Raw genomic sequence first — 23948 nt, forward strand, 5'->3', positions numbered from 1 at the left:
CTTGGCCGAAAGGTACGTGGACTGGGAAGCCCTGGAATCGGCAGCTGTCGCCGCCATGGAACGGGCCTACGCGCCATATTCGAAGTTCCCGGTGGGGGCGGCAGCCCTCACCGAGGACGGCCGGATCATCAGCGGCTGCAACGTCGAAAATGCCAGCTACGGCCTCACCCTTTGCGCCGAATGCGCGCTCGTGGGGGCACTGCACATGAGCGGCGGAGGTCGCCTGGCGGCCTTCTACTGCGTCGACGCCCAGGGCGCCGTGCTCATGCCTTGCGGCCGCTGCCGGCAATTGCTCTACGAATTCCGGGCACCGGGGATGCAGCTGATGACGACGCAGGGCATCAAGAGCATGGACCAGGTGCTGCCCGATGCCTTTGGTCCGGAAAATCTGGAGGATTTCGATGACACAAGCAAATGAACCATTCGACGCAGTACAGATCATCACCATCAAGCGGGACAAGGGAACCCTGACCCCCGAACAGATCGACTGGACCATCGATGCCTACACCCGCGGCGTCATTGCCGACGAGCAGATGTCCGCCCTGAACATGGCCATCCTGCTCAACGGCATGAACCGGGAGGAAATCTCCCGCTGGACGGCGGCGATGATCGCCTCGGGCGAACGGATGGACTTCTCCGGCCTGCGGCGTCCCGACGGCGGCGTGAAGGCCACCGTGGACAAGCACTCCACGGGGGGCGTGGGGGACAAGATCACCCTCCCGCTCGCACCGCTGGTGGCGGTGTTCGGGGTGGCCGTGCCGCAGCTCTCCGGCCGCGGCCTCGGACACACCGGCGGCACGCTGGACAAGCTCGAGGCCATTCCCGGCTGGCGGGCCGCGCTGAGCAACCAGGAAATCCTGGACCAGCTGCAGGACATGGGCGCCGTTATCTGCGCCGCCGGCAGCGGCCTGGCGCCGGCGGACAAGAAGCTCTACGCCCTGCGCGACGTCACGGGAACGGTTGAGGCGATCCCGCTCATTGCCTCCTCGATCATGAGCAAGAAGATCGCCGAAGGCACGGACTCGCTGGTGCTGGACGTCAAGGTGGGCTCCGGCGCTTTTATGAAGGACGAGGCACGGGCCCGGGAGCTGGCGGAGACCATGGTCGCCCTGGGCACGGACGCGGGCGTGAACACCGTGGCGCTGCTGACCAACATGGACACCCCGCTGGGCCTCACGGCGGGCAACGCCATCGAGGTGGAGGAATCCGTGGAGGTGCTGGCCGGCGGCGGCCCGGAAGACGTCGTCGAACTCACCGTCCGGCTCGCCGAGGAAATGCTCGCCTGCGCCGGAATCAACGACGCCGATCCCGCTGCCGCGCTCAAGGACGGCCGTGCGATGGACGCCTGGAACCGGATGATCGAGGCCCAGGGCGGCGATCCGAGGGCCGCGCTGCCGGTGGCGAAGGAGTCCGAGGTCATCTACGCCCCGGCCGACGGCGTGCTCCTGGAACTGGATGCGCTTTCCGTGGGTGTCGCTGCCTGGCGGCTCGGGGCGGGCCGGGCCCGGAAGGAAGACGCCGTGCAGGCCGGTGCCGGGGTGCGGATGCACGCCAAGCCCGGCGCCTATGTGCGCGCCGGCGAACCGCTCATGACCCTTCTCACCGACACCCCGGAGAAGTTCGGGCGCGCCAAGGAAGCACTGCAGGATGCAGTTGTGATCGGACCGGAAGGCTCCCGCCCGGCACAGCGGTTGATCATCGACCGGATCGCCTAGGGACCGGATAGCCTAGGAAACCGTGCAGGCAATCAACGACTTCATCCTCGCAGCCGCCGGGCAACCCTGGGTCCTGTTCCTCGTCCTCGCCTGCTGCCTGATCGACGGCTTCTTCCCACCGATCCCCAGCGAATCCGTGGTGGTGGGCCTGGCCGCAGTCTCCGCTACGGCCGGGGTGCCCAACGGGTGGATGCTCGTCCTGGTCGCGGCCATCGGTGCCTTCAGCGGCGATAACATCGCCTACCTCCTTGGCCGCAGGATAGGGACCAGGCGTTGGCGGTGGATGCGGACCCAGCGCATGCAGGGGGCGTTCCGCTGGGCGTCGCGGGAGCTCCGCCGTCGGGCAGCTTCGCTCATCCTGGTGGCACGCTTCATTCCGGTCGGCAGGGTGGCCGTCAACCTCACCGCGGGCGCCACGCATTTCCGGCACGGGGAGTTCGTCGCCCTGACCGGACTTTCCGCGGTGCTGTGGTCCGGCTACTCCGTGGGGATCGGCGTCTTCTTCGGCCAGTGGTTCGAACACAACCACCTGCTGGGCGCCGTGATCGCGATCGTCGCGGCCGTGATCCTGGGCGTGATCGTGGACCGGATCATCAGCAAAGTGCGCGGCCCGCTGCCCGAGGACCTGGACGCCGCCTGATCCCACCCTTTGGTGCCAGCTCAACCCTGGGTATGAGGTGCCCGACGCCGGAAGATCACCCCGCAGGGGGACCCTCGGAGGCGGCCTCCCGGGATAGCGTTGGAAGCGGTGATTCCCACGGCCGGGGCGTAGCGAACGGCGCGCCGGCCGTGGGACACTTGGACAAGCTGTCCAACCCTTATTCCTCCGGTCAGATCGCCCGGTCAGTACTAGGAGCCGTCGTCCGTGGAATTCCTGAACCAGATGCTTGAGCACGCCGCCGGGCAACCATGGATTTACCCCGTGCTCCTGGTGTTCTTCTTCATCGACGGCTTCGCCACGATCCTGCCCAGCGAAACGGCCATCGTGGGTCTGTCGGCTCTCTCCCTGCACCACGGCGAACCCAACCTCTGGATCCTCGGAGCCACCGCCCTCGTCGGCGCGATGGCGGGGGACAACATGGCCTACCTGCTGGGCCGCAAGATCGGTCTGGAACGCTGGAAATGGATGCGGCGGCCGAAGGTCAAGAAGATGTTCGCCTGGGCCCAGTATGAGCTCGGCAAACGCGGAGCCGTGCTCATCTTCACCGCCCGCTACATCCCCTGGGGCCGCGTCGCCGTCAATTACGTCGCCGGGCAGACCGGGTTCCGGCACCGTACCTTCTTCTTCCTGGACGCGTTCGCCTGCCTCACCTGGGTGGGCTACTCGATCGGAGTCGGCCTGCTCGCGGGGCGCTGGGTGCACAACAACCCCCTGTTGGGCGTCGGCATCGCAGTGGCGTTCGCCGTCGTCCTTGGCTTCGTCGTGGACCACGCACTGCGCTGGTGGCACAAGCGCCTTGAAAAGAAGGACGCCGCAGCGTCGGTGCCGGAGACGGACGTGCAGGATGAGAAAGAAGCAGCCCGGATCCCGGACGCCGGGTGACAGCATTTCCGGGGACCCCTGCACGCTAGTCTTAGACCGTGACTGAACCCATTGTTGATGCCGCCCCTGCCCTTGATTTCGATCTGAAGAACCTGCCCAAGGTTTCCCTTCACGACCACCTGGACGGCGGACTGCGCCCGGCCACCATCATTGAACTCGCCGAAGCCGTCGGCCACACCCTGCCGTCCACGGACCCCGTGGCGCTGGGCGAATGGTTCCGCGAGTCCGCGGACTCCGGCTCCCTGGTCCGCTACCTCGAGACCTTCGACCACACCATCGCCGTGATGCAGACCAAGGAAGCACTGGTGCGCGTCGCCAAGGAATTCGTCGAGGACCTCGCGGACGACGGCGTCGTCTACGGGGAAGTGCGCTGGGCGCCGGAGCAGCACCTGCAGAAGGGCCTCACCCTGGACGAGGTTGTGGATGCCGTGCAGGAAGGCATCGAAGCCGGCGTGGAAGCCGTGGCCGCACGAGGGCGCGACATCCAGGTGGGGCAGCTCATCACGGCCATGCGCCACGCGGACCGCAGCCAGGAAATCGCCGAGCTCGCCGTCCGCCACCGCGAAAACGGGGCCGTGGGCTTCGACATCGCCGGCGCCGAGGACGGCTTCCCGCCGTCGCGCTTCAAGGACGCCTTCACCTACCTCGCTGAGCAGCACTTCCCGGCCACCGTGCACGCCGGCGAAGCCGCGGGCCTGGACAGCATCCGTTCCGCGCTCGTGGACGGCCGCGCACTGCGCCTGGGCCACGGCGTACGGATCGCCGAGGACATCTCCGTGGAGTTCGAGGACATGGACCCGGAGAACGACGGCGAGGAAGCCGTGGGCATGGTGACCCTCGGCGAGGTGGCCGCCTGGGTCCGCGACCGTGGCATCGCCCTGGAGATCTGCCCGTCGTCCAACCTGCAGACCGGCGCGATCGCTGAGTTCGGCGAGGGCATCGAGAGCCACCCGATCGACATGCTGTACCAGCTGGGCTTCAACGTCACGGTCAACACCGACAACCGCCTCATGAGCGGCGTGACCCTCACCAACGAGTTCGAGCTGCTAGTGGAAACCTTCGACTACGACCTCGACGACCTGCTGGAGCTCACCCTCAACGCCGCCGAGGCCTCCTTCCTCTCGCTGGACGAGAAGGAAGCATTGGTCGAATACATCAACGACGCCTACGCCAACCTTGCCGGCTGACCAACCGGTGTCCGGCGCAAACGGCTCCCCCGGCGGCGTTCCCGCCGGGGGAGCCGTTTCCCGCCTGGTGGAGGTAATTGCGGCCCTGCGCGAGCACTGCCCCTGGATGGGTGCCCTCACTCACGAATCGCTCGTGGAGTACCTGATCGAGGAAGCCTACGAAGTAGTGGACTCGATCGAGGCGGGCAAGGAGGAGGAACTCGCCGGCGAGCTTGGCGATGTCCTGCTCCAGGTGGTGCTGCACGCCCGGCTCGCCGAGGAGCACGGCCGTTTCGATTTCGACGACGTCGCCCGGGCCATCGCGGCGAAGATGGTCCGCCGGAACCCGCACGTGTTCCGGCCCGACGGTACCTTGCAGGAATCCTTCCCTGCCACGGTCGAGGAGATCGTGCAGAAATGGGACGCCGTCAAGAAAGCCGAAAAACCCGGGCGGAGCGATCCCTTCGAAGGCATCCCGCCGCACCTGCCGGCGCTTGCGCTCGCGCAGAAATCCCTGGACCGGGCTGAAAGGGCAGGCCGGGCGGGGAGGCCGGCTCCCGCCGTCGTTCCCGTCCCGGTTCACGCGACGGAAGCGGAACTCGGCGATTACCTGCTCGCCGTTGCCGCCGCCGCGCGGGAGCAGGGATTCGACGCCGAACGGGCCCTTCGCGGGGCGGTGCGCCGCTACCAGGGGGACGGGGAAGGGACCGCGTGAGGTGCCTTCGAGGAAACCGTTCCGTAACCTTGGCCACTCTCGACTAGGCTAGTGCCGACGAGGACGTCGAGACTTTCCCTCTAGATTCCCAGTAAATCGCTTCACCATAAGGAGCAATCCATGGCGCTTATCGATGCCATCCACGCCCGCGAGATCCTTGATTCCCGCGGAAACCCGACCGTAGAAGTAGAGGTACTGCTCTCCGACGGCCAGATCGGCCGCGCCGCGGTTCCTTCCGGTGCCTCCACCGGTGAGCACGAGGCAGTCGAACTGCGTGACGGCGACAAGGGCCGTTACCTCGGCAAGGGTGTCCGGAAGGCCGTCGACGCCGTCATCGACGAAATCTCCCCGGCCCTGATCGGCTTCGACGCCACCGACCAGCGCAGCATCGACCAGGCCATGATCGACCTGGACGGCACCCCGAACAAGGGCAAGCTCGGCGCCAACGCCATCCTGGGCGTTTCCCTGGCCGTGGCCAACGCCGCCGCCGCTTCCGCCGACCTGCCGCTGTACAAGTACCTGGGCGGCCCGAACGCCCACGTCCTGCCGGTGCCGCTGATGAACATCCTCAACGGTGGTTCGCATGCCGACTCCGACGTCGACATCCAGGAATTCATGATCGCCCCGATCGGCGCCGAGACCTTCTCCGAGGGCCTGCGCTGGGGCGTCGAGGTCTACCACAACCTCAAGTCCGTGCTGAACGAAAAGGGTCTGGCCACCGGCCTCGGCGACGAGGGCGGCTTCGCCCCGAACCTGCCCTCCAACCGTGCCGCCCTGGACCTCATCCAGGAAGCCATCAAGAAGGCCGGCTACACCCCGGGTAAGGACATCGCCCTGGCCCTGGACGTCGCTTCCTCCGAGTTCTACAAGGACGGCGCGTACCAGTTCGAAGGCAAGGCCCTCAGCTCTGCCGACATGAGCGCCTACTACGCCGAGCTCGTTGCCGACTACCCGCTTGTCTCCATCGAGGACCCGCTGGACGAGAACGACTGGGAAGGCTGGAAGATCCTCACCGACACGATCGGTGACAAGGTCCAGCTGGTAGGCGACGACCTCTTCGTCACCAACCCGGAGCGCCTCCAGCAGGGCATCGACGCCGCCACGGCCAACTCCCTGCTGGTCAAGGTCAACCAGATCGGTTCGCTGACCGAGACCCTCGACGCCGTGTCCCTGGCACAGCGCAACGGTTACACCACCATCACCTCGCACCGCTCCGGCGAAACCGAGGACACCACCATCGCTGACATCGCCGTCGCCACCAACGCCGGCCAGATCAAGACCGGTGCCCCGGCCCGCTCCGAGCGCGTTGCCAAGTACAACCAGCTGCTGCGCATCGAAGAGGAACTCGACGACGCCGCACGCTACGCCGGCCGCAGCGCGTTCCCGCGTTTCAAGGGCTAGCATCCGCGAAAACGGCTGACCGGTGGCTATGGTGGAAAGACCATGGCCACCGGTTCCGTTTAAGGGAACACCCGCGATACCAGGGAATTCCCGCGATCCGGGCGGCCGTGCGGAACATCGAACGCAGCAAGCCGCCGGGCAAGCACCAAGTAGTACAAGCAGGCAGTACAGGAGTGTCATGGCAACCCGCCGTCCCAAAGTCCCTAGGGCTGACGCCCTCGGCCGGCCGCAGCAGAAGGCCGACGGCGGCGATGTCATCCGGGCAGACTTCGGCGAGCCCCGCAAAGCGGCCACAGCTCCGGCAAGCACAGCGCCCGCAAGCTCCCCTCAGGAAACCCCCGCTCCGTCGTCGCCCGCCAAGGCACGCGGTGCCAACGCCGCCAAGCCGAAGGGGCAGGCGTCGAAGGCTGCCCCTGCCAAAGCCGCGCCGATGCCGGTGATCTCCAAAGCCGGCGGCCCGGCCAAGGACGGCGACGACCCCGTCCCGGCCAAAGCCTTCTCGGGGCGCATGCTGGCGCTGGCCGTCGTCATGATCGCCATCACGGTCCTGCTCGCTCCCACGGTGAAGATCTTCCTGGAGAAACGCGCGGAGATCTCCGCGCTGGAGGCCGAAATCGCGGGCAAGCAGGCCGAGCAGCAGGAGCTGAAAAAGCAGCTCTCGCGCTGGCAGGACCCCAACTACGTCAAGCAGCAGGCACGCGACCGCATTAACATGGTTATGCCGGGTGAAACGGGCTACTGGGTATTTGGTGCGGATGTTCCCGCCGGTACCCCCGGTGGCCGCACCGGCAACGGAGCGTCCGGAACCCCGGGAAACCTGCCCTGGGTGGATGGCCTGTGGGAGTCGATCCGACGCTCGGCAACAGACTAGACGCGGTGCCCGCCGCCGTCGTGCCCTGGAGGGAACGGCAGAACAGGGCAGGAAGGTGGCAGCGCCAGTGCAAGAGAACACGGCCCCTGCGACGGAGGAATCCCGCACGCCCTCGGCACATGACCTGGACGTCCTGAGCCGCCAGCTAGGCCGGCCCGTGCGCGATGTGGTGGAGATCCCCGCCCGCTGCGTCTGCGGCAACCCCTTGGTGGCGGCAACCGCACCCCGCTTGAGCAACGGCACCCCGTTTCCCACCACCTTCTACCTGACGCACCCGGTCATCACCTCCGCCGTGTCCCGGCTGGAAGCCGGTGGCACGATGAACGAGATGAACGACCGCCTTTCCGCCGATTCCGGACTGGCCGAGGCCTACCGCGGGGCGCACGAGGCCTACCTGCGCGCCCGGGACGAGATCGCGGGCCGCTCCGGAACGGGCGAGGTTCCGGAAATCGCCGGGGTTTCCGCCGGCGGCATGCCCACCCGCGTCAAATGCCTGCATGTCCTCGTGGGGCACTCCCTGGCCGCAGGCCCGGGCGTCAACCCCCTGGGCGACGAGGCACTGGATGCCATCGCGGAGTGGTGGACCAAGGACCGCTGCTACTGCGACGGCGCCTGGGAGACCGGGGGAGAAGCGCCGTCCAAGGACCTCAGCCGCCACGGACCGCAGGGACTGCCCGGGATCGTGGGCCGCCCCGCACCCATCCGCAAGACCAAGACCACGGAAGAAGGCACTGCATGAAGCGCGTGGCTGCGATTGACTGCGGCACCAACTCCATCCGCCTGCTCATTGCCGATGTGAACGGGGCCGACGCAAACGGCGCCCCGCTGAGCGACGTCGTGCGCGAAATGCGCGTGGTGCGCCTGGGCCAGGGCGTGGATGCCACCGGCGAACTCGCGCCCGAAGCCCTGGAGCGGACCTTCGACGCAAGCCGCGACTACGCCCGCCTGATCAAGGAGCACGGCGCCCGCGAAGTCCGTTTCGTTGCCACCTCGGCCAGCCGTGACGCACGCAACCGGCAGGTCTTCGTGGACGGCATCCGGGAGCTGTTCGGCGTGGAGCCGGAAGTCGTGTCCGGTGACGAGGAAGCCGCGCTGTCCTTCGCCGGTGCCAGCAGCGTGCTGCCCTCGCGCGGCAAGGACCCGGTGCTGGTGGTGGACCTGGGTGGCGGCAGCACCGAGTTTGTGCTCGGCGACGCCGATGGCGTGATCGCGGCGAAGTCGGTGGACATCGGCTGCGTACGCCTCACCGAGCGGCACCTGCGCAGCGACCCGCCGACCGCGGCGGAAATCGCCGCGGCGGAGGCCGACGTCGACGACGCCATCGACCTCGCGGCCGGCACCGTTCCGCTGGAACGCAGCACCGCCGTCGTCGGCGTGGCCGGGTCTATCACGACCATCACTGCGCACGCGCTTGGCCTGGAACGCTATGAACCTGCCCGGATCCACGGCGCGACGCTGGACCTCGAACAGATCAGCAAGGCCGCCACCGAGCTGCTGGAGATGAGCCGGGAAGAGCGGGCGAAGCTGCCGTACATGCACCCCGGACGGGTGGACGTCATCGGAGCCGGTGCCTTGGTCTGGCGACGCATCCTGCAGCGGCTCGCACAGGCCAGCGCCGGAACCATCACCGGTGCCACCTCCAGCGAACACGACATCCTCGACGGCATAGCGCTGAGCATTCCGTAATGGGGGATCCGCTGATGACGCTCCTGCCGAAGGCCTCCGGACCACGACGGCGGCCGCGCACCCTTGCTGCCAGGCTAGCCGGCCTGCTCGCCTCCACCGGGCTCGCCGCGGTTTTGGCTGCCGGCGGCCTGGCCACGGCGCAGCCGGCCGCCGCCGACACCTGGCGGGACAAGGAATACTGGCTCAAGGAATCCGGGATCTCCGAAGCCTGGAAGGAATCCAAGGGCGCCGGGGTGAAAGTCGCGATCATCGACAGCGGTGTGGACGGACGCCACCCGGACCTGAAGGGGGTGGTCGTCGGCGGCACCGACGTGTCCGGTGCAGGCAATCCGGACGGGCAAAAGAGTATCGGCGCCAAGCCCGAACACGGCACCCTCGTTGCCACCCTGCTCGCCGGCCGCGGCCACCAGAAGGCCAGTTCCGCGTCCTCCGGCTCGGAAGCCACCACCGGGGGGACGGAAGGCATCATCGGGGTCGCGCCTGAAGCGGACATCCTCTCCGTGTCCACGTGGCTTGGCTCGCCGAACCCCGCCGGCAAGACCGACCAGGAACAGATCCCGCTAGCCGTGCGCTGGGCCGTGGACCACGGCGCCAAGGTCATCAACATCTCCCTCGGCAGCACCTCGCCGGAGTGGCCGCAGAGCTGGGACGCGGCCTTCCTGTACGCGGAACAGAAGGACGTGGTGATCGTCGCTGCCGCAGGCAACCGCATTGGCGGCAACGTGCAGGTGGGAGCCCCCGCCACGATCCCCGGCGTGCTGACAGTCGGCGGCCTCGACAGGGACGGCAACGCGAGCGTGGATTCGTCATCGCAGGGCATCAGCATCGGTGTTGCGGCCCCCGCCGAGGAACTCGTCGGCGGCATGCCGGGCGGGCGCTACGCCGACTGGGCGGGAACCTCCGGGGCCACCCCGATCGTCTCTGGCGTGGCCGCCTTGATCCGCTCCAAGTGGCCCGACATGAGCGCCAAGCAGGTAGTGAACAGGATCGTCAGCACCGCCAGGGACGCCGGCGTGAAGGGCAAGGACCCGATCTACGGCTACGGGGTGCTGGACGCCAAGGCAGCGCTGACCACGAGCGTCCCGGAGGCCAAGCGCAACCCCCTGGGTTCCATCAGCGAATGGATCCGGGTCCACCGGCGCGGCGATTTCAGCACTCCCACGCAGGAGCCCGGCCCGACGAAGAAGGCAAGCGCCAAACCCACCCTGCCGGATCCCACCGTCCCCGCGGCCAAAGCCCCGGCTGATGCGGGAACCGCCCTTCCGGGCGTGGTGGTCGTCGGCTTCGGCGTGTTGTTCATCGCGATCGTCGCAGGTGCCGGAATCCAGTTGCGCAGGGTCTACCGGAGCACCCCCGCCGAACCGGAAACAGGCACTCTGGACGCAGTGGAGCCGGGCACCAGGAAGTAGTCGAAAGGCTTCCCGGAGAGGCCTCAAGTGTAGTTAGTGAAGATTTTCACAAAGTGCGCTATTCTGGATTCATGGCACTCACCCCTGAGCTTATTGACCGTCCCCGTGTTCTCGTTGTCGGCGGCGGTTACGTCGGCCTTTACGTCGCACTGAAGTTGCAGAAGAAGATCGCGAACGCCGGCGGAATCGTCACCGTCGTCGATCCCCTGCCCTACATGACCTACCAGCCCTTCCTCCCGGAGGTTGCCGGTGGCAACATCGAGGCGCGCCACGCCGTCGTCTCCCACCGTCAGCACCTGAAGCACACCGAGCTGATCCAGGGTCGCGTCACCAGCATCGACCACGCCAACCGCACTGCGGTTGTTGCCCCGGCCGACGGCGGCGCTCCGTTCGAGATCCCGTACTTCGACGTCGTCCTGGCCGCCGGCGCCATCACCCGCACCTTCCCGATCAAGGGCCTCGCGGACAAGGGCATCGGCCTGAAGACCATCGAGGAAGCCGTTGCGCTGCGCAACAAGGTCCTCGAGCGCATCGAAGCCGCTTCCATCATGACCGATCCCGCAGCGCGCGCCAAGGCCCTGACCTTCGTGGTCGTCGGCGGCGGCTTCGCCGGCATCGAGTGCATCACCGAAATGGAAGACCTCGCGCGCGCTGCGGTCAAGAACAACCCGCGCATCAAGCAGGAGGAAGTCCGCTTCATCATGGTCGAGGCCATGGGCCGCATCATGCCCGAGGTCACCGCACCGCAGGCAGAGTGGGTCGTTGAGCACTTGCGCAGCCGCGGCATCGAGGTGCTGCTGAACACCTCCCTCGACAACGCCGAGGGCACCCTGAAGCTGATCAACATGCCGGACAAGTCCCCGGCCGAGGAAGTCGCCGCGGACACCCTGGTGTGGGCCGCCGGCGTGCAGGCCAACCCGATGGTCCGCTCCACCGACTTCCCGCTGGAACCGCGCGGCCGCGTCAAGGTGCTCCCGGACCTGCGCATCGGCGGCGACGAGGGCATCGTCGAGAACGCCTGGGCAGCCGGCGACATCGCAGCCGTCCCGGACCTCACCGGCAAGGGACTGCCGGATGGCACCTGCGTGCCGAACGCCCAGCACGCACTGCGCCAGGCCAAGAAGCTCGCCAAGAACCTGTGGGCCTCCCGCTGGGACAAGCCGCTGGCGGACTACAAGCACAAGAACCTCGGTGCTGTGGCCGGCTTCGGTGAATGGAAGGGCGTTGCCAACATCAACCTCCTGGGCCGCATCGGCCTCAAGGGCGGCCTCGCCTGGCTGGCACACCGTGGCTACCACGGCCTGGCCATGCCCACGGTCGAGCGCAAGTTCCGTGTGATCTTCGGGTGGATCCTGGCCTTCTTCGCAGGCCGCGACACCACCCAGCTGATCGACCTGGACAACCCGCGCGGCGCCTTCGTGGCTGCCGCCACCCCGGCCCCCAAGCCCGCTGCCGCTCCGGCACCCGCGGCCCCGGCCGAGGAGAAGGCGCCGGTCACCGCCGACGCCAAGTAGCGCAGAGCCAACCATCGACGGCGGCTGCCTCCCCACACGGGAGGCGGCCGCCGTCGTCGTATCAGCCGCGGGCGCGTGCGCGGCCATAGACTGTCTGCCATGGCAGGCGAAACTGATCTGGCAGCGCTCCTGGCGTCCATGCATCCGGTGCTCCGCGAAGGTGAGTACGTCTACGCGCTCTGGCCGCACGGCAAGCCGCTGGAAGGCGGCATCGAGGCCGCTGTCCGCGAAGCCGAGGGCCTCACGGTGGTCCTGCACCGGGACGAAGCCGAACGGCTCGGTCTCGCCTACGATTTCGTGGCCGCCTGGATCACCCTGCAAGTCCACTCCGCGCTCGAAGCCGTGGGCCTGACGGCCGCCGTCAGTTCCGCGCTTGGCGCGGCCGGGATCAGCTGCAACGTCCTGGCCGGCTTCCACCACGACCACCTCCTCGTGCCCACGGGGCAGGCAGAGCATGCGATGGAGGTCCTCGCCCTCCTGCAGCAGGGGCTGGTGCTGCGCGGAGAGGTCCCGGCGGACCGCCACGCGATCCTGGCCTTGACCGCCTCGGCCTTTTCGATCAGTCCAGTCACCGGCCTGCCGGTGGACGGAGTCCCCGCCGAAGTAGGGCTCCTGAAGGAACTGTTCGACTGCGAGGAGTACCTTCCCGATTTCAGCATCGTGGCCGAACTTGGCGGCGAGATCGTGGGCCATGTCATCAGCACGCGAGGCGCCGTGGACGGTCTCGACTTCCTCGGCCTCGGTCCCATCAGCGTGGAGCCACACCTGCAGCGGCGAGGGATCGGCTCGGCCCTCCTGCGCGAAACCACCCGCCGTGCCGAGGCCGCGGGGGAGGCCGGCATCGCCCTGCTCGGCAGCACCGTGTACTACCCGCGCTTTGGCTATGTTCCCGCCGCCTCCGTGGGCATCGAGGCCCCGGATCCGGCCTGGGGCGCCCATTTCCAGGTGCTGCCGCTTTCCGGCATGCCCGACGGCGTTACTTCCGACGGCGGCCGGGGAATCTTCCGCTACGCCGCGCCTTTCGGACGGCTCTAGTCCCGTTGAGCAGCCGGGTGCGACGCGGGCGCTGGGTTAGGATTATGCGGGCGCCCCAGTAGCCCAATTGGCAGAGGCAGCGGACTTAAAATCCGCAAAGTCAGGGTTCGAGTCCCTGCTGGGGCACAAGCGACGCGTCGTCTTTCCGCCGTCGGGCTCCCTGCGAATCCACAAAATTCAGACACTACTCCCGTGCCCGGAACAGGATTCCCCACAGGCAACGAGTGTTATAGGGATGTGACCTGATTCACTTATCTTCCCGGTCCGATTGCACTAGTTTGAGTCGTATTCAGGGACTACCTGATCTATCGCATCAAAGGCAGTTCGCACCTTCGATCGAGGAGACAAACATATGTTTGACCTTTCCCACGCGGCTCCGCGTGCAGCCAAGCTCACTGTGCTTGGCATCGGCGTCGCGTTCCTGGCTACGGCCTGCGGTGGTTCGCCGGCACCCAGCGCATCGTCGTCCAGTCCGGTGGCAGCCGGAGGCATCGCCTGCCCGGCGCCGAGCGCAAGCGCGAGCGCAGGCAGCAGCGAAGCCCCCTCCACCGGGCCGGTGCCGCCGTCCACCACTACCACGGACGTCCCCCTGAAGCTGGGTTCCCTGCTGCCGACTACCGGCAGCCTGGCCTTCCTGGGCCCGCCCGAAATCGCCGGTGTGAACCTCGCCGTGAAGGAAGTCAACGCCGCAGGCGGCGTGCTGGGCAAGCCCGTCCAGGTGACGCACCGGGATTCCGGCGATACCAAGACCGATACCGCCACCCAGTCCACCTCCGCCCTGCTGGCAGGCGGGGCACAGGCCATCATCGGTGCCGCGTCTTCCGCCGTGTCGAAGACCGTGATCAACCAGATCACCGGTGCCGGCGTCGTCCAGTTCTCGCCAGCCAACACCTCTCCGGACTTCACGGCGTGGGACGACAAGGGCCTCTACTGGCGCACCGCCCCGTCGGACGTCCTGCAGGGCAAGGTCCTCGGCAACTACATCGCCTCCTGTGGCGTCCAGACCGTTAGCATGATCGTGCTTAACGACGCTTACGGGACGGGCCTGCAGAAGTACGTGAAGGAATCCTTCGAGGCCGCCGGCGGCAAAGTAGTGTCCGAAGAGCTGTTCAACACTGGCGATTCCCAGTTCCAGGCCCAGGTGGACAAGGTGGTGGCTGCCAAGGCGGATGCGATCGTGCTGATCACCTTCGACGAAGCAAAGTCCATCATTCCGCTGCTGAGCGCCAAGAGCATTCCCGGCAAGCAGCTGTTCCTGGTGGACGGCAACACCTCCGATTACAGCAAGGTCTTCAAGGCAGGCACCATGACGGGGGCCCATGGCACGTTCCCGGGTACCTTCACCAAGGACTCCTTCAAGAAGTCGCTCCTGACGGTGGACCCGAAGTTGAAGGACTTCACCTACGGTGGCGAGTCCTATGACGCCGTGAACCTGATCGCGCTGGCCTCCGAAGCAGCCAAGAGCACCAAGGGCGTGGACATCGCCAAGAAGCTCAAGGATGTTTCAGAAGGCGGCGAGAAGTGCTCCGACTTCGCATCCTGCGTGACCCTGCTGCGCAACGGCAAGGACATCGACTACGACGGCAAGTCCGGTCCGGTCACCTTCTCCGACGCCGGCGACCCCACGGAAGCCTACATCGGTATCTACGAGTACAAGGATGACAACACCTTGAGCCCGGTCCAGGAAGAGTTCGGCAAGCTGTAGGCCGGCCCCTCCAGTCAACAAGGAAGCCCCGGAGCGAGTGCTCCGGGGCTTCCTTGTTGCTGTGGCTCTGAGTTCCGGCCTTACTGGCCTTCGCCCTCCACGGTGTCTGCAAGGGTGCCCAGGTACAGCTGGATCACCTTGGGATCCTTCATGAGCTCCCTGCCTGTTCCGGTGTACGCGTCCTTGCCCTGGTCCAGGACGTAGCCACGGTCGCAGATCTGCAGGCAGCGGCGGGCGTTCTGTTCCACCATGATCACGGACACGCCGGCCCGGTTGATCTCGTGGACCCGCAGGAAGGTCTCGTCCTGCTTGACGGGGGAGAGGCCTGCCGAGGGTTCGTCCAGCAGCAGCACGGCCGGATCCATCATCAGGGCCCGTCCCATGGCCACCATCTGGCGCTCACCGCCGGAGAGCGAACCCGCGCGCTGCGCACGGCGCTTGCGGAGCTCCGGGAAGAGCTCGGTGACAAAGTCGAAGCGCTCCGCGAAGGCCTTGGGCCGCTGGAACATGCCCATCTGAAGATTCTCCTCAATGGTCAGCGCCGCGAACACGTTGTTGGTCTGAGGCACGAAGCCCAGTCCCTGGGAGACCAGCTTGTTGGCCTTGAGCCCCGTGAGGTCCCTGCCGTGCACCACCACCGAGCCCGAGTGCACCTTCACCAGGCCGAACATGGCCTTGAGCAAGGTCGATTTGCCGGCGCCGTTGGGACCGATGATGCCAATCAGTTCCCCCTTGCGGGCTTCGATGCTGCAGCCGTTGAGGATGTTGACGCCTGGCAGGTAGCCAGCCACGAGGTCCGTGACCTTGACGACGGCGTCCTCCGTGGGCGCGCTGCCCGCAGCCGGCATGGCGCTGGTGGCGCTCATTTGCCTTCCTCCTCTTCCAGGTGGGCTTCGATGACCTCCGGCGCGATGATGCCGGCATTCTCGGTTCCCACGATCGATTCTTCGTCCGCTTCCAGTTCGGCCTCGAGTTCCCGGATGCCTTCCGCGTCGCCGAGGTCGACGTCGTGGTGGGCGCCCAGGTAGGCGTCGATCACGGCGGGGTCCTTCATGACTTCGCCCGGCGGGCCTTCGGCAACGATCCGCCCTTCCGCCATCACGACCACCCAGTCGGCGATATGCCGCACCATGTTCATGTCGTGCTCAACGAACAGGACGGTCATGCCTTCGGCCTTGAGGTTCTTGATGTGGTCCAGGAGGGACTGGGTGAGCGCGGGGTTGACGCCGGCCATCGGTTCGTCCAGCATCACCAGCTTGGGTCGCACCATGAGGGAGCGGGCCATTTCCAGCAGTTTCCGCTGGCCGCCGGACAGGGAGGCCGCGTAGTCGTCCTTCTTGGCGTCCAGCTTGAACTTCTCCAACAGCACGTCGGCCTGCTTGGTGATTTCCCGTTCCCGGCCGCCCCAGATGTTCTTGAACAGCGCCTTGGACAGCCGCTCGCCGGGCTGGTTGGCCGCGCCGAGCCGCATGTTCTCCATGACGGTCAGCTTGCCCATCACCTTGGTCAGCTGGAAGGTGCGCACCATGCCCATGCGCGCCAGTTTGTAGGAAGAGACACCGGCGATGTTGTTGCCTTCGAACGTCCACGCCCCGGAGTTGGGAGTGTCGAAGCCGGTCAGCAGGTTGAACAGCGTGGTCTTGCCGGCGCCGTTGGGGCCGATCAGGGCGGTGATCTTGTGCCGCGGGACTTCGAGATGTTCGACGTCGACGGCGCTGATGCCGCCGAAGTTCCGGCTGACGTTGTCCGCCACCACGATCGGGTCCCGCTTCTTGCAGCCGGGGAGGTTTTCGCCGATGGCGATAGCCCGGGAATCGGTCATGTAATCGATGTTGTCAGGGTTCTGACCGTTGGTCGTGCTCATGCGAACGCCAACTCCTTCTTGTTACCGAAGACGCCCTGCGGCCTGTAGATCATCAGGAGCATCAGTGCGATGCCCACCAGGATGAAGCGCAGCTGGCTGGCCTGGACGATCGAGAGGAACGTGACCGCACCGGACTCGATGAGTCCGGCAAGCAGGTTCTGGGTCAGGGACAGCACCACCCAGAAGATCATGGCCCCGACGATCGGGCCAAGCACCGTGGACATGCCGCCAAGCAGGAGGACCGTCCACAGGAAGAAGGTGAGCTCGGTCGCGTAGTTCGCCGGCTGCACCGATCCGCGGGGGAGGGTGAACAGGAGCCCGGCGAGAGCGCCCAGGATGCCGCCGATCACGAGCGCCTGCATCTTGTAGGCGTACACGTTCTTGCCCAGCGAGCGGACGGCGTTCTCGTCCTCGCGGATGCCCTTGAGGACCCGGCCCCAGGGGCTGCGCATCAGCAGCCAGACGATCACCGCGCACAGGATGACGATGATCCAGCTGACGACGCGGACGTAGAAGTCCCGGTTGCTCCATCCGAAGATGTAGGTTCCGGGCGGGAAGGGGTTGAAGGAATCGAACTCCCGCTGGAAGGAGGACAAGCCGTCCGCGGAGCCGGTGATCTTGAACAAGGTGTTGGTGGTGACGATGTACCGGATGATTTCCGCCGCGGCGATCGTGACGATGGCCAGGTAGTCGGCGCGCAGCCGCAGGGTCGGTACACCGAGCAGGAGACCGAAGAGGACGGCAGAAAGCAGCGCGATCAGCAGACCGACCACGAACGGAACCTTGAAGGTAAGCGTCGAAATGGCGAAGCCGTAGGCGCCCACCGCCATGAAACCTGCTTGGCCGAAGTTCAGCAGGCCCGAGTAGCCGAAGTGCACGGCGAGGCCGAGCGCGGCAAGGGCGTAGGCCGCCGTCGTCGGAGTGGCGATTTCGCCGAGGGCCAGAGAGAAGATGTTTCCGAAATCCATTGCTTGCTCCTAACCCACACGCTCACGCCGGCCGAGGATGCCCTGCGGACGGAAGAGGAGGACGACAATCATGACGACGAGCGCGCCGACGTATTTCAAGTCCGGCGGCAGCACGAGGCTGGTCAGTTCGATGAAGATACCGACAACCAGGGACCCGACCAGCGCGCCGAACACGGTGCCAAGGCCGCCGAGGGTCACGCCGGCGAAGATGGCGAGCAGGATCTGCGTTCCCATGTCCCAGGTGACGCCGGGGCGGTAGTACGCCCAGAGGATGCCGCCGAGGGCGGCCAGGAAGCCGCCGACGACCCAGACGATCCGGATGACGCGGTCGACGTCGATGCCCGAGGCCGCGGCCAGTGCCGGGTTGTCCGCCACGGCGCGGGTGGCCTTGCCAAGCCGGGTTTTGAGCAGCAGGATGCCCAGGGCCGCGATCACCACGGCGGCGATCAGCAGGGACCAGAGGGTGTTCGGGGAGACCGAAATCGGCCCGAGCTGCACGTCGGTGACCTGCGAGCCGGGGAGTTGCTGGGTGTCGCCGCCGAAGAAGAACTGGAAGACGTACCGGGCCGCCAGGGCCAGGCCGATCGAGACGATCATCATCGGCACCAGGCCGGTTCCGCGGCGCCGCAGCGGCCGCCACAGCCCGGCGTCCTGGATATACCCGAAAGCCGCACCCACCACAAGGGCCAGTGCGATGGCCAGCCAGACCGGCAGCCCCCAGGCGTTGAAGGCGAAGACGCCGAGGGCGCCGATGGTCACCATCTCGCCGTGGGCGAAGTTGGTCAGGCCGGTGGTGCCGAAGATCAGGGACAGGCCCACCGAGGCCAGTGCCAGGAGCATGCCGAAGCTCACCCCGGCGACGAGGCGGTTGAGCAGGTCCTGGCCGAAGTCCTGGCCCTGGACCACGATGCCCTTGCCGAAGGCGAAAATCACCGAGAGGTTGGACGTCTGGCTGAAGGAGACGTCCCGGGGGTTCTGCTGGCCTTCGGCGAGCTTGATGCCGTCCGGCAGGGTGGAGGTGTCCAGCTCAATCGTGTAGGTGCCTTTGGACGGCACAGGGATGTTCCACGCGCCGTTGGCGCCAGAGGTCGCCGAGCCTTCGAAGTTGTTGCCCTTGGCGGTGATCCGGACACCCGGGATCGGTGCGCGGGCGTCGTCGCGGAGGAAGCCGCTGATGTTGTTCTGGAAACCTTGTTGAGCGGGCGACGGCGAAGGCGACGGGGTGACTGCCTGCGCGGCGGGTCCTGCCAGCAGCAGTGCTGCCACGAGGGCAGCGAAGAGCGCCCCCACGACTTGCCGCAGTCCCGCATGCGGTCTCTTGGACCGCTCTCTGCTTGTGCTTCTCAAGATGGAATACCTTCCACATTGGGGGGTGGTCCGGGTGCGCCATTGCAGCCGGTGCGAACGGTCATGGGCTAGGCACACGGCTTCCGTAGCCTCGCTGTGTGACTTGCATCACCCATGCGTGCTTATGCTACCGCCGAGCGAGCGTGAATAATGCTGCGCGCAGGGACTCTGGAGGTCGCGATCAGATAACAACTGTGAAGTCCGAGGCAACAATATGTTCAGTTTGACTAAAGGAAACCGTCCGAGCATTGGGTCCTTTCTAAACTGTGATGGCCGGCTGGAACTTTCGCGGTCCGCCATGCGTAGGAATTGGTAGCGTGAATCATCACTTCGCCCTTATTCAGGAGGACAACCCACATGGCACTCGGCGGCAACCCGATCTTCAACGGAAAGAATTTCCGTGGGGCTACGCAGGCACCGCCTGTTCCCGCAAATCCTTATGCCCACAACCCGTATGGCCAGAACCCGCAGGGCCAGCCCGGCTGGGCGGCCCAGCAGCAGGGGCTGAGCAACGAACAGCTCGAGCAGATGTACAGCCGGCCCGCCGCAGGTCCGGTCGAGACCGGCCGCATGACGTTCGACGACGTCATCATCAAGACCGCGGCCTGCCTCGCCGTGGTGGTCCTCGGCGCTGCCGTGACGCTGTTCGTGCCGGCCGGAACCGCCAGCCTCCTGATGATCGTCGGCGCGCTCGGCGGCTTTGTCCTGGTCCTGGTCAACACCTTCAAGAAGCAGCCCTCGCCGGCGCTGATCCTTGCCTACGCAGGCCTCGAGGGCCTGTTCCTCGGCGGCCTCACCCGCATCCTGGACGGCCTGTACCCGGGCGTCGGCCTGCAGGCCGTGATCGGCACACTGGCGGTGACCGGCGTGACCCTCCTGCTCTTCAAGAGCGGCAAGGTCCGCGCCACCCCCAAGGCGATCCGCTTCTTCATGATCGCCACGATCGGCTACGCCGTCTTCGCGCTGATCAACATGGTCATGATGCTGACCGGCGCCGTGACTGAGCCCTTTGGGCTGCGCACCAGCATGGAGATCGCCGGTATCCCGCTCGGCGTCTTCGTCGGCCTCCTGGCGATCGGCCTGGCCGCGTTCTCCCTCATTATGGACTTCACCAGCATCGAGGAAGGCGTCCGCGCCGGCGCTCCGGAGCGCTACTCCTGGACGGCTGCCTTCGGCCTGACGGTCACCCTGGTGTGGCTGTACGTGGAAATCATCCGCCTGCTGGCCATCCTTCGCGGCGACGACTAGCGCTCCCCCTTGTAAGCAAGAAGTAAGGGCCCCGCTCCGGCGGGGCCCTTGTTATTGCCGGGTCATCTTGCCAGTCAACCCAGCCGCTCGAAGACCACGGCCATGCCCTGGCCGCCGCCCACGCACAGGGTGGCCAGGCCAAACGTGCCATCGCGTTCGCGCAGACCGTTGAGCAAGGTGTTGGTCATCCGGGCCCCGGTCATGCCGAAGGGGTGGCCCAGGGCGATCGCGCCGCCATGGACATTGAGCTTCTCCGGATCGATGCCCAGCTCGCGGGCGCTGGCCACCACCTGCACGGCGAAGGCCTCGTTGAGCTCCACGAGGTCGATGTCCGCCATGGTCAGGCCGGCCAGGTCCAATGCACGCCGGGTGGATTCCACCGGCCCCATGCCCATGATCTCGGGGGAGAGGGCGCTCGCGGCGGTCGCGACAATGCGCGCCAGCGGCGTCAGGCCAAGCTCCCGCGCGCGGGAGCTGCTCATGACGACGACGGCGGCGGCGCCGTCGTTCAGCGGGCAGGCGTTGCCCGCTGTGACGGTTCCTTCGCTGCGGAAAACCGGTTCCAGGGCGCTGACGGCCTCCAGGGTCACCCCCGGGCGCGGCGAATCGTCCCGCTCCACCACGGTTCCGTCCTTGCGGGTGTACGGGGTGATCTCGCGACTGAAAAATCCCGAGGCAATCGCAGCCTCCGCCCGGTTCTGGCTGAGCACGCCCCATTCGTCCTGTTCCGCCCGGCTGATCCCGTAGGTGGTGGCGACGTTCTCCGCCGTCTGACCCATGGCGATGTAGATGTCCGGCAGGCGGTCCCCGAGCCGCGGGTCCGTCCACGGAGTGTTCGACGCTGCCCTGGCCGCGGTGCGCTGCTTCGCCGCCTGGAAGCGCGGGTTGTGCACCCCGGCGTCGCTTTCCCCGGCACCGGCCCAGTTCTGGTACCGGGACACCGACTCCACGCCGCCAGTGAGGAACGCGTGGCCCTCGCCGGCCCGGATTGCATGGAACGCCATGCGCAGGGCCTGCAGGCTCGAGGCGCAGAAGCGGTTGACCGTGACGGCCGGTACGTAGTCGAGCCCGCACAGCACCGACACCACGCGTGCCATGTTCGAGCCCGCTTCGCCGCTGGGTTCCGCGCACCCCAGGTAGAGGTCGTCCAGTCCGAGGCCGGCGCCCGCACCGGCGTCGAATGCGGGGATCTTCGCCAGCGCGGCGGTGACCATGGCGGCGGCCAGGTCGTCCGGGCGCTCATCCTTGAGGGAGCCTTTGAAGGCCCGGCCGATCGGGCTCCGGGCCATGGACACGATGACAGCCTCAGTCATGGCCCCAGCTTACGCCCGGGCCACGGGCCTGATGCGTCAGCGCGCTCAGGCCAGGCGGGAAGCCCCGGCCGCCGGGGTGACCGTGAAGATGTCCGGCGCGGTGAAGCCTGCGTCCGCGAAGGACCGCATGACGGCGTCGCGCACCTGCTGCTCCAGTTCCACCGGGGTCAGGGCGATCGCCGAGCCGCCGAAACCGCCGCCGGTCATGCGCGCGCCGATGGCGCCGTTGGCCCGTGCCGTGTCGACGGCGAGGTCGAGCTCCGGGCAGGAGATTTCGAAGTCGTCGCGCATCGAAGCGTGGCTGGCGTCCAGGAAGCTGCCGATGCTGCCGGCCCCGTCCGCGGCCAGCCGCACGACTGTCTCAAGCACGCGCGCGTTCTCCGTGACCACGTGGCGGACCCGGCGGAACGTGACGTCGTCGAGGGTCCGGGCGGCGTCGTCGAGCTGCTCCACCCCGAGGTCGCGCAGGGCCGGTACGCCCATGAGCCGGGCACCCAGCTCACAGGACTCGCGGCGCGAGGCGTAACCGCCGTCGGCGTGGGAATGCGAAACCTTCGTGTCGATCACCAGCAGCACCAGGCCCGCGGCTTCGGCGTCGAAGGGGACCAGTTCCACGCGCTGGTCGCGGCAGTCCAGGAACACCGCTTTGCCCTTGCTGCCGCGGAGGGACGCAGACTGGTCCATGATGCCGGTCGGAGCGCCGACGAAGCCGTTCTCGCCCTGCTGTGTGGCCAGCACCATCTCCGGGGCGGTCAGCCCGGCGCCGGCGAGTTCGTTCAGGGCGCTGATGACGGCGCATTCGATGGCGTGCGACGACGACAGACCGGCACCCAGCGGAACATCCGAATCGAGGAGCAGGTCGAAGCCCGGCACCGCAATGCCCCGCTGTTGCAGCGCCCAGGCGACCCCCAGCGGGTACTTGCCCCACCCTTTGACGGAACCGGGCGCGAGCTCGGACAGCTCGGCGTCCACGATGCCCTGGTCGCCGAAGGTGGACAGCAGCCGCACTGTGGAGTCATCGCGCAGGCGGATGGCCACCTTGGCGGTCTTGTCGATCGCGAAGGGCAGCACGAAGCCTTCGTTGTAGTCGGTGTGCTCGCCGATCAGGTTCACGCGTCCCGGTGCCTGCCAGACGCCGTCGGGCACTGCCTCGAAAGCCTCCTCGAAGCGGGCGGCAAGTCCGCTGCGGAGCTGCCCGTCCGTGTGGTCGACGGCTCGGGTGCGGGTCATGCGCGTGCTCCTTCCGGGAGGGTGCCGTCGAAGACAGGGCTGGCAACTGCCCTGAGCCTCTCGGCAACGGCTTCGGGGGTGGTGTCGTTGATGAACGCTCCCATGGCCGCTTCGGAGCCGGCGAGGAACTTCAGCTTGTCCGCCGCCCGGCGCGGGGACGTCAGCTGCAGGTGCAGCTGGCCCGACTCACGCAGGGAGGATTCCAGGGGCGCCTGGTACCAGGCCGAGATGTAAGGCATGGGCGTGGGGTAGAGCCGGTCCAGCCGCTTGAGCAGTTCCAGGTACACCGCGGCCAGTTCATCGCGTTCTGCGCCGTTCAGTGCGGCAAGGTCCGGGACGTGCCGGTGCGGAACGAGGTGGATTTCCAGCGGCCAGCGGGCGGCGAAGGGGACGTACGCGCTGAAGTGTTCCGCCTCCAGGACCATGCGGCTGCCCTCGCTGCGTTCCGCACCCAGGATGGAGGCGGCCAGGGTTTCCTTGCCGCCGCTGCGCTCGAAGTGTGCGGCCGCGGCGGAGGCCAGGACTTCCGCACGCGGGGTGATGTAGGGATAGGCGTAGATCTGCCCGTGCGGGTGGTGCAGCGTAACGCCGATGTCCGCCCCCCGGTTTTCGAAGGGGAAGACCTGCTTGATGCCGGGCAGTGCGCTCAGGGCTTCGGTGCGCTGCGCCCAGGCTTCGATCACCGTGCGGGCCCGCTGTTCGCTGAGCTCGGCGAAGGAGCCGGTGTGCTGTGGTGTGAAGGAAACCACCTCGCAGCGCCCGAAGGCGGGTGCGCTGTGACCCCAGCCGTGGCCGTGGGCCTCCGGCAGTTCTCCTGTTGCGGGGCCGAGGGAAGGGAAGCGGTTCTCGAACACCACGACGTCGTAGTCCGGCGCCGGGATCTCCGACGGGTTCTCCGGCGTGGTGGGGCAGATGGGGCACTGGTCTGCCGGCGGCAGGTGAGTGCGGCTCTGGCGGTGGGCTGCGACGGCGACCCAGTCCCCGCTCAGTGCGTCGAAGCGGACTTCGCCCGGCTCGGCGCGCGGCGGCAGTTCGCGGTGGTCCACCAGGGAAGCGGGGTCCCGCGGCGGGGTGCCGGCGTCGTCGAAATACATCAGCTCCCGGCCGTCGGCGAGGAAAGTGCTGCTAAGGCGAGTCATGTGACAATTATCCCACAACTAACCAAAAGGGCAAATAAATTAACAAAACATCACATCCGCTGATGCAGTACGGTTTATG

Annotated in this window: 22 protein-coding genes and 1 tRNA gene; 16 read left to right on the forward strand and 7 right to left on the reverse strand. The window is 67.0% G+C overall.

Annotated features, from left to right (window positions below; genetic code table 11):
* The first annotated feature begins 1 nt into the window (after position 1).
* From ACZ9CK_RS04355 to ACZ9CK_RS04425, 15 genes are all read left to right on the forward strand, one after another.
* Complete coding sequence (locus ACZ9CK_RS04355; protein ID WP_476049350.1) at positions 2 to 418, forward strand: cytidine deaminase; 417 nt, start codon at positions 2 to 4, stop codon at positions 416 to 418.
* Positions 402 to 1715, forward strand: coding sequence for a thymidine phosphorylase (locus ACZ9CK_RS04360; protein ID WP_476049351.1), 1314 nt, complete (start codon positions 402 to 404; stop codon positions 1713 to 1715). The genes ACZ9CK_RS04355 and ACZ9CK_RS04360 overlap by 17 nt, the downstream gene beginning before the upstream one ends.
* A 22-nt stretch (positions 1716 to 1737) precedes the next feature.
* A complete protein-coding gene (locus ACZ9CK_RS04365) occupies positions 1738 to 2355 on the forward strand; it encodes a DedA family protein (RefSeq protein WP_426302527.1) in 618 nt (205 codons plus the stop codon).
* Positions 2356 to 2598: 243 nt separating this feature from the next.
* Positions 2599 to 3258 (forward strand): DedA family protein, encoded by a 660-nt coding sequence (locus tag ACZ9CK_RS04370; protein WP_426303395.1) that lies wholly within the window; start codon positions 2599 to 2601, stop codon positions 3256 to 3258.
* A 38-nt stretch (positions 3259 to 3296) separates the two neighbouring features.
* The gene (locus ACZ9CK_RS04375; RefSeq protein WP_426302528.1) at positions 3297 to 4445 is read left to right on the forward strand and encodes an adenosine deaminase; all 1149 of its coding nucleotides are present in this window, start codon (positions 3297 to 3299) and stop codon (positions 4443 to 4445) included.
* A gap of 106 nt (positions 4446 to 4551) precedes the next feature.
* Complete coding sequence (locus ACZ9CK_RS04380; protein ID WP_426303396.1) at positions 4552 to 5139, forward strand: MazG nucleotide pyrophosphohydrolase domain-containing protein; 588 nt, start codon at positions 4552 to 4554, stop codon at positions 5137 to 5139.
* Positions 5140 to 5259: 120 nt separating this feature from the next.
* On the forward strand, positions 5260 to 6540 hold the full coding sequence (gene eno, locus ACZ9CK_RS04385; RefSeq protein ID WP_426302529.1) for a phosphopyruvate hydratase: 1281 nt from the start codon (positions 5260 to 5262) through the stop codon (positions 6538 to 6540).
* 178 nt (positions 6541 to 6718) lie between these two features.
* A complete protein-coding gene (locus ACZ9CK_RS04390; RefSeq protein WP_476049352.1) occupies positions 6719 to 7411 on the forward strand; it encodes an FtsB family cell division protein in 693 nt (230 codons plus the stop codon).
* Between the two features lie 67 nt (positions 7412 to 7478).
* On the forward strand, positions 7479 to 8150 hold the full coding sequence (locus ACZ9CK_RS04395; protein ID WP_426302531.1) for a DUF501 domain-containing protein: 672 nt from the start codon (positions 7479 to 7481) through the stop codon (positions 8148 to 8150).
* A complete protein-coding gene (locus tag ACZ9CK_RS04400) occupies positions 8147 to 9097 on the forward strand; it encodes a Ppx/GppA phosphatase family protein (protein ID WP_476049353.1) in 951 nt (316 codons plus the stop codon). The genes ACZ9CK_RS04395 and ACZ9CK_RS04400 overlap by 4 nt, the downstream gene beginning before the upstream one ends.
* Complete coding sequence (locus ACZ9CK_RS04405; RefSeq protein ID WP_476049354.1) at positions 9097 to 10506, forward strand: S8 family serine peptidase; 1410 nt, start codon at positions 9097 to 9099, stop codon at positions 10504 to 10506. Before ACZ9CK_RS04400 ends, ACZ9CK_RS04405 begins: the two co-directional genes overlap by 1 nt.
* A gap of 71 nt (positions 10507 to 10577) precedes the next feature.
* A complete protein-coding gene (locus ACZ9CK_RS04410) occupies positions 10578 to 12020 on the forward strand; it encodes an NAD(P)/FAD-dependent oxidoreductase (protein WP_476049355.1) in 1443 nt (480 codons plus the stop codon).
* Between the two features lie 99 nt (positions 12021 to 12119).
* The gene (locus ACZ9CK_RS04415; RefSeq protein ID WP_476049356.1) at positions 12120 to 13055 is read left to right on the forward strand and encodes an N-acetyltransferase; all 936 of its coding nucleotides are present in this window, start codon (positions 12120 to 12122) and stop codon (positions 13053 to 13055) included.
* Between the two features lie 52 nt (positions 13056 to 13107).
* Positions 13108 to 13181: transfer RNA gene (locus ACZ9CK_RS04420), tRNA-Leu, on the forward strand.
* A gap of 226 nt (positions 13182 to 13407) precedes the next feature.
* A complete protein-coding gene (locus ACZ9CK_RS04425) occupies positions 13408 to 14760 on the forward strand; it encodes an ABC transporter substrate-binding protein (RefSeq protein WP_426302536.1) in 1353 nt (450 codons plus the stop codon).
* Between the two features lie 80 nt (positions 14761 to 14840).
* Here the strand turns inward: ACZ9CK_RS04425 and ACZ9CK_RS04430 are convergent, their stop codons facing one another.
* From ACZ9CK_RS04430 to ACZ9CK_RS04445, 4 genes are read right to left on the reverse strand one after another with little or no spacing between them, the layout of a single operon-like run.
* Positions 14841 to 15626, reverse strand: coding sequence for an ABC transporter ATP-binding protein (locus ACZ9CK_RS04430; RefSeq protein ID WP_426302537.1), 786 nt, complete (start codon positions 15624 to 15626; stop codon positions 14841 to 14843).
* Complete coding sequence (locus ACZ9CK_RS04435; protein ID WP_426302538.1) at positions 15623 to 16624, reverse strand: ABC transporter ATP-binding protein; 1002 nt, start codon at positions 16622 to 16624, stop codon at positions 15623 to 15625. Before ACZ9CK_RS04435 ends, ACZ9CK_RS04430 begins: the two co-directional genes overlap by 4 nt.
* On the reverse strand, positions 16621 to 17592 hold the full coding sequence (locus ACZ9CK_RS04440) for a branched-chain amino acid ABC transporter permease (protein ID WP_426302539.1): 972 nt from the start codon (positions 17590 to 17592) through the stop codon (positions 16621 to 16623). The genes ACZ9CK_RS04435 and ACZ9CK_RS04440 overlap by 4 nt, the downstream gene beginning before the upstream one ends.
* A gap of 9 nt (positions 17593 to 17601) precedes the next feature.
* A complete protein-coding gene (locus ACZ9CK_RS04445) occupies positions 17602 to 18882 on the reverse strand; it encodes a branched-chain amino acid ABC transporter permease (protein ID WP_426303397.1) in 1281 nt (426 codons plus the stop codon).
* Positions 18883 to 19296: 414 nt separating this feature from the next.
* On the opposite strand from ACZ9CK_RS04445, the gene ACZ9CK_RS04450 reads away from it, so the two are divergent.
* A complete protein-coding gene (locus ACZ9CK_RS04450) occupies positions 19297 to 20187 on the forward strand; it encodes a Bax inhibitor-1/YccA family protein (RefSeq protein ID WP_476049357.1) in 891 nt (296 codons plus the stop codon).
* A gap of 74 nt (positions 20188 to 20261) precedes the next feature.
* Here the strand turns inward: ACZ9CK_RS04450 and ACZ9CK_RS04455 are convergent, their stop codons facing one another.
* Genes ACZ9CK_RS04455 through galT form a run of 3 tightly spaced genes read right to left on the reverse strand, consistent with a single transcriptional unit; the run spans position 20262 to position 23869 of the window.
* Positions 20262 to 21500: an acetyl-CoA C-acetyltransferase gene (locus ACZ9CK_RS04455; protein ID WP_476049358.1), complete on the reverse strand. Its 1239-nt coding sequence runs from the start codon at positions 21498 to 21500 to the stop codon at positions 20262 to 20264.
* A gap of 45 nt (positions 21501 to 21545) precedes the next feature.
* Positions 21546 to 22730, reverse strand: coding sequence for a galactokinase (galK, locus tag ACZ9CK_RS04460; RefSeq protein ID WP_476049359.1), 1185 nt, complete (start codon positions 22728 to 22730; stop codon positions 21546 to 21548).
* Positions 22727 to 23869 carry a galactose-1-phosphate uridylyltransferase gene (gene galT, locus ACZ9CK_RS04465; protein WP_476049360.1) on the reverse strand — a complete coding sequence of 381 codons (1143 nt, stop codon included), beginning with the start codon at positions 23867 to 23869 and terminating at the stop codon, positions 22727 to 22729. The genes galK and galT overlap by 4 nt, the downstream gene beginning before the upstream one ends.
* Positions 23870 to 23948 lie beyond the last annotated feature (79 nt).

It is taken from the genome of Arthrobacter sp. TE26545 (assembly GCF_056279005.1).